5 protein-coding genes are annotated in these 5,527 nt (G+C 68.0%); 2 read left to right on the forward strand and 3 right to left on the reverse strand.

Going from position 1 to position 5,527, the window contains the following annotated elements:
• Positions 1–597: 597 nt before the first annotated feature.
• Complete coding sequence (locus tag ACYQ8L_RS17955) at positions 598–951, forward strand: helix-turn-helix domain-containing protein (RefSeq protein WP_459943194.1); 354 nt, start codon at positions 598–600, stop codon at positions 949–951.
• On the opposite strand, the gene ACYQ8L_RS17960 is transcribed toward ACYQ8L_RS17955, so the two are convergent.
• From ACYQ8L_RS17960 to ACYQ8L_RS17970, 3 genes are all read right to left on the reverse strand, one after another.
• On the reverse strand, positions 903–1,682 hold the full coding sequence (locus tag ACYQ8L_RS17960; protein WP_459943195.1) for a 4Fe-4S binding protein: 780 nt from the start codon (positions 1,680–1,682) through the stop codon (positions 903–905). The two genes, ACYQ8L_RS17955 and ACYQ8L_RS17960, sit on opposite strands and share 49 nt — an antisense overlap.
• A gap of 196 nt (positions 1,683–1,878) precedes the next feature.
• Entirely contained in the window at positions 1,879–4,341 is a 2,463-nt protein-coding gene (locus ACYQ8L_RS17965) for a TOTE conflict system archaeo-eukaryotic primase domain-containing protein (RefSeq protein ID WP_459943196.1), read from the reverse strand.
• Between the two features lie 417 nt (positions 4,342–4,758).
• Positions 4,759–5,259 (reverse strand): PIN domain-containing protein, encoded by a 501-nt coding sequence (locus ACYQ8L_RS17970; RefSeq protein WP_488193254.1) that lies wholly within the window; start codon positions 5,257–5,259, stop codon positions 4,759–4,761.
• 1 nt (position 5,260) lies between these two features.
• Here ACYQ8L_RS17970 and ACYQ8L_RS17975 point away from each other — a divergent pair.
• Positions 5,261–5,527, forward strand: a 267-nt coding sequence (locus ACYQ8L_RS17975) for a hypothetical protein (RefSeq protein WP_459943198.1), incomplete at its 3' end; no start/stop codon positions are given.

Here is a 5,527-nt window from a genome sequence, read left to right on the forward strand (position 1 = left end):
CGATCCCGTCCAGGCTCCTCACGGGACCTCCGGTTTTCCTATGGCGTGAGAGTCGCGCTAGGCAGCGTGGAGGGGACGCTGACAGGTTATAAAGTTATGGCAGTGGGGTTGCCGGACCGCCGCTCGCGGACTGCTGCAAAATGGCCGCTGTCGGTTGACGACCGGGGCCTCCGTCTTGCGTTTTGGGTGCCGATCGACCCTCTGATCGGTGAACGCTTCGTCGGAGGTGCGTGCACAGGGCCAAGCCAGCCGCCGATTCCGACGGGATGCCGTCCACCGGTTCCGGGCGATGCCGTCCACACGTTCGGATCGCATGCCGTCCGCTTTCCGACTTCCTCCCGGAATCGGTGGCCGGCGCCGCCCAGACGAAGGAACTCCGGGGGGACGGCGGCGCTGGAATATCCCGAGCGGGAAAACGAAGCTCCTTTTGTCGCCCGCCGGTCCCCTGTTCTCCCGATCGGGATAGTTCCCGACGAGACACGAGGTGCCCACGCGGCGGTTTGCACTGCGTTCGGCGACCAAGACGCGTTTGGGGGAGAAGGCTCCGACCGGCTCGCGCCGCCGAGCGTCTTAGCCGGCGTTACAGGGATGGCCGGCATGATCGAACCGACCTGGATCCGGACCACAGAAGAACTCGGCGCGGTCGTTCGCGCCGCGCGAAGGCGCCAGGGGCTCCGTCTCGAGGACGCCGCGGCGGTGTGCAACGTCCGCGTGCGCTTTCTCTCGGAACTCGAACGGGGTAAGCCCACGGCCCGGGTGGGCAAGGTCCTCCAGGTGCTCTATCCCCTCGGAATCGATCTCACCGCGGGCCCCCGGAAAATCGAGCCCCGGGAAGAGGCCGCGGCGCCCCGGGCGCGTGCGGCGGGGGCTTCGGGGCCGCCGCCGTCTCGGGGTTCCGGGGATCAGGGTTCCCGGCCCACGGGGCAGGCGAACTCGCACCGGCGGCAGTAGTACACCGGGCCGCCGGCGGCCGCGGCCTCGTCGGCGCGCATGCGAAGGTTGCAGGCCATTCGGTCGTACGAGCCGTCGCGGCCGGGCAGCGCGGCCACCCCCACCTCGCGGGGGTCGTACACCCGGGTCCGGAACGCCCCCTGCGGGCAGGCGGACCGGCAGGGGGCGGGGCAGCCCGCGCAGGGGTCGAACCGCGAGGGGCCGGTGGGGGTAAGGGCCGGCTCCACGGCCACGGCCCGAAGCCGGACCCGCGGGCCGAAGGCCGGGGTCACGAGCAGGTTGTTCCGGCCCAGGCACCCGAGCCCGGCGAGCACGGCGGCGTCCTTGAGGAAAAGGCCGCCCCGCTCGACGTGGTAGGGAAGCGGCGTGGCCGCCACGCCCCGCTCCCCGAGCCACCGGGCGAGGCCCAGGGCCGCCTCGATGAGCTTCTGGTTTCCCTCGGTGCCCCCTTTCCGGTCCCGGTGCCAGGCGTCCAGGTGGGGCTCGGCCTCGGGGTGGGCCACCGCCAGGACCACCACCGACCGGGCCCCCTCGGGCCAGCGCACCCTGCTCCGGTCCCCGTCGCCGGGTTCCACCGTGCCCACCCCGTCGTAAGGCCCCAGCCGGGGCCAGGCCTCATGGGAGGGCGAGGCCCGCAGGTCGGCCAGGGCCGCGATCCCGGCCAGGTCGGCCCCGCACGCCCGGGCCGCCGCGACGATCTCGGCGGGGGAGGGGACGGGCGGTCGTTTCATGGTGACACCTCGTTGCGATCGTCCCGGGGCCACAGGCGTTCGCCCCGCCACTGGAGGCGCCGATGGCGACCGGAACCCTAGCAGCGGGCCCGGGCCGATGCCAGACGAAACGCCGCAACGGCGAGAGGTGCGAGGGATGCCTCTACTTGCAGGGGGAGAGACGTGGACGGGCCCGGTCTGAGGTCGGGATGGTGCCCTATCGCGAGGCCGGTCCGTTCAGGCCCTCCTCCCGGAACTCGTAACCCATGGCCCGGTAGCCTCGGACGCGCTTGTGGTACATCCGCAGGAGTACGGGGACTTCGGCGTCCACGTAGTCGTAGATGCGAACCACCCGTTTTCCGGCGTGGACCCGATGCAAGCGCCCGGCGTACTGCTGCAAGGTTCCTCGCCACGCAATCGGCAGCGCCAGAAAAAGCGTGTCCAACCTCGCATCATCGAACCCCTCACCGATGGAGCGTCCGGTTGCGACGATCGCCCTGGGCTCGCTACTCGGAATGGAACGCATCTCTTCCGCGAATCGCCGCCGCTCTCTGCGACCCAGCCCCCCGCGGAAGACCAGCAGACGGGCCCCGGATTCTTCGAGGCGATGGGCCAACAGGTCCAGGTGGTCGAGCCGCTCGGTCAGCACCAGTGGGGAACGCCCTTGCCCCAAGGATTCCAGCACATCCTTCAAGATGAGTTCGTTCCGGGAGGGGTCCCGCGCCAGTGCGGAATAGAGCGCCTGGATCCCCGCCAGGGTCGTCTGCGGATCTACCACGAACGAGGTCCACCGGGGGATCACTTCGTGGGAAAAGGGCCGCGCCGCAGCCGCCTTTTTCGGCTCCACGCTAAACCGGACGGGGCCACATTGCATGGTGAGGATGGGGTGGTGGCCGTCCTTTCGGGTGGGCGTAGCCGTGAGGCCCAGGACGTACCTCGCTTTGACCTTCCGTAGGACCTGTTCGAACCCGAAGGCAGGCACATGGTGACTCTCGTCCACGATCACGTGCCCGTACTCGGCCACCAGGTCTTTGACCCTTCCCTTGCGGTGGAGGCTCTGGAGGGTGGCGACGTCCAAGAGGCCCGTGGGTCGGTTCTTTGCGCCGCCGATCTGGCCGATGGCCTTCAAGGATACTCCGAGGAAGGCGCTGAGTCGTTCCCTCCACTGCTCCAAGAGTTGCGTCCGGTGTACGAGGACCAGCGTGCTCACCGCTCGAGCGGCGATAAGCCATGCCGCCACGACCGTCTTCCCGAAGGCGGTGGTCGCACAAAGGATGCCCGTGTCGTAGGCGAGCAGGGCCCTGGCCGCCTCTGCCTGGAGATCTTGGAGTTGACCTCGAAACGTGACGTCCAGAGGCGTACCCCCGTGGCGCTCGTCCACAAGGTGCACCGCGATGCCGTGGGCCTCCAGCAGGCAGATCGCCTCGTCGAGGCATCCCCTTGGCAAGCCCACGTGCTCTGGAAAGTCTTCTGCGCAGTGGATCACCCGGGGTTTTCCGAACGTGGAAAGCCGCATGGCTTGGGCCCGGTAAAACTCCGGGTTCTGGAACGCGGCGATCCGGACCAGGCGGTTCAGGAGTCCCGGGGGCAGCCCGTTCTTCTCGATGTAGGCAAGGTCTCCTTGGACGACGCGGACCGCTTCGGGGAACGGACCGGGGATGGGCCGATTCTCCGAGGTCCCGGACGGGGGAAGGCGCCAGGGTTCCCGGAGTTCCGGCTCACCGTCCACGTGCCGCACCCGGAGAACGTGACCGTCGGATGCCAGCGAGTGCACCACCCGCTCCGCCGCCGCGCCGGTCAGCCGGGGCACGGCGGACAGAAAAGCCCACTGATCTGGGTACGGGGTGAACGTCTCGTCCACGAATACCGAGTTTCCTTCCCTTCTGGCTTCCCCTTGCAAGGGAAGCGCGATCAGGTTGCCGAAACCCCCTTTGGGAAGGGTATCCTGGTTGGGAAACAGCCGGTCGTACGAGTCCAGACCGATCTCGTAGCGCCTCTCCATGGCGAGCGTGAGGAGAGCGCTTCCGAGCTGCCTCGCGAGCCTGGCGGGCACCGGCTCGGAAAAGAAGATCCACGCGTGGGCACCGTTGCCGGACCTGGACCGCTCGAGAGCGGCGGGCACATTGTTCTCCCGACACGCGTTCAGGAACGCGACAGCGTCCTCCCGCCATCCGCCCTTGTCGAAGTCCACTGCGAGGAACCAGCAGGTTTCGTCGGAGAGCAGGGGATAGATCCCCACCGTCTTCCTCCCCCTCAGATGCTCGCGGATGACGCCGTCCGTGAGAGGGAGAAGTTCCCGGTTCGGACATCTGGCGCATTTCCCTTCAGGCTTGCCGCACAGCGAGGGATGCCACTCGTTCCCACAGGCTGGGGAGTACCCGGCCCGACCCTTTCTTGATGCCCACCGGAGGGCGTAGGTGTCGTCCCGCCCCCGGAACAAGGATCGAAAAAGAGCGATCTTTTCGGAAGCGGGCGACAGGCGGTGGACCTGGGCGGCTGCTTCGGCGCGGAGCGGCTCGTGGGATGTGTCTGGCGGTCTGTTCGCCGCCCGGGATCGGAACCGCTCGTTCTCCTTCCGAAGCCGCTCGCACTCCGCAAGGGCTTGCCGCAACTGTGTCTCTAGGCTTCGGATCCGATCCCGTTCACCCACGCGAATGAACCCTCCGCTCTCCGGCGTCAAGCCATCGCCGTGGCACGGCGCCCAGGGAGTCGGAAGCTCCTCAGGGCTCCTTTGGGGCCCCAGTACGCAGGACAGTAACGTCCGCGTCTGGGTTTTGGGTGGGAGCGGCGACCGTGTCAGGAGTCAGCGGACAGACGACAGAAGACAAGGGGTTCTCTGGCCTCTGACTTCTGAATTCTGGCCCCTGATACGGCAGCCGCCCCCACCGATTGGCTGGCGTGATGTTGCCGGAATCCCGAATGGCCTTAGCCGCCTAGCTGCCGAGCAGCCCAGCTGCCTAGCCGAAGTTACTTGGAAACTCCGTGAGCCGCGGCGCGGCCCGGGGCGCTGCGTGAGCGGTGCTCGTTTTCCAGGCCCCGGAGGCGCCGCGCGTGGGGGTGCCTCCGACGTCTGCGCTGGAGGGGGCTTCCCCCCGGCTCACCTGGCCCACGCGCGGAGCCGCCGTTCACATTCGCCTTTGGGCAGTCGACGCCCGTGGACGAGCATCCTGGTCAGAGCGTTTGCGGCTTGGCGCTTGCGAATCACGCCGGCCCGCACCATCTCCTCCAGAAGCCACAAGGTGCCATGGACGGCGACACCTTGGTCCTCCGCGGCTCGCCGGAGGTGCCTATCTCCTGTGAGGAGGGGAGCGGCCAACGCCTTCGCTAGCACCAGGGCGAAGATCTCATTGGTGGACGCGCCAGGATACCTGGGGATCAGTTCGGCCACTTCCCGCACCTGCTCCGGCGAGAGTTCGAGGCTCGCGAGGCCCATGCCCAGCAGAGCGGCTCCGTCCGGCGCCCGCAGTTCGGCGACGACAACATCCGGCGCGGCTAGGGAAACCCCGAGCCGGAAGACTGCGTCGAGCACGCCTCCTCGGTGCAGATCGATCAGCACGTTGGCGTCAAGCACCCATACCGAGGCTGAGGGGGAACCCATCGTGCTGCTCGGCTTCGCGACGCCAGAACTCGGGGAGGGGCATGCCCAACAGCTCCTCGGCTCGCGCTTCGGAGATCAGATCCTCCGTCAGAGCGCGTACCACCAGACGCTTCAGGCGTTGGGGTTCTTCCGAGGGAAACGCATCTCCGGGCTCCGTGTGGTGCCACCCCCGTTTTCGGAATTCCGCGAAAAGGCGTCGGGCCACAGACTCCGAGACGACCCCGAGATCTTTGGCCCTGTAGATCCAGGCCTGCATGCTCAGGCCGTA

It is taken from the genome of Deferrisoma palaeochoriense, assembly GCF_054656955.1.

Coding starts and splice junctions, on each gene's coding strand:
- ACYQ8L_RS17960 (WP_459943195.1), bottom strand. CDS start 1,682: ATGAAACGACCGCCCGTCCCCTCCCCCGCCGAGATCGTCGCGGCGGCC.
- ACYQ8L_RS17955 (WP_459943194.1), top strand. CDS start 598: ATGATCGAACCGACCTGGATCCGGACCACAGAAGAACTCGGCGCGGTC.
- ACYQ8L_RS17970 (WP_488193254.1), bottom strand. CDS start 5,259: ATGGGTTCCCCCTCAGCCTCGGTATGGGTGCTTGACGCCAACGTGCTG.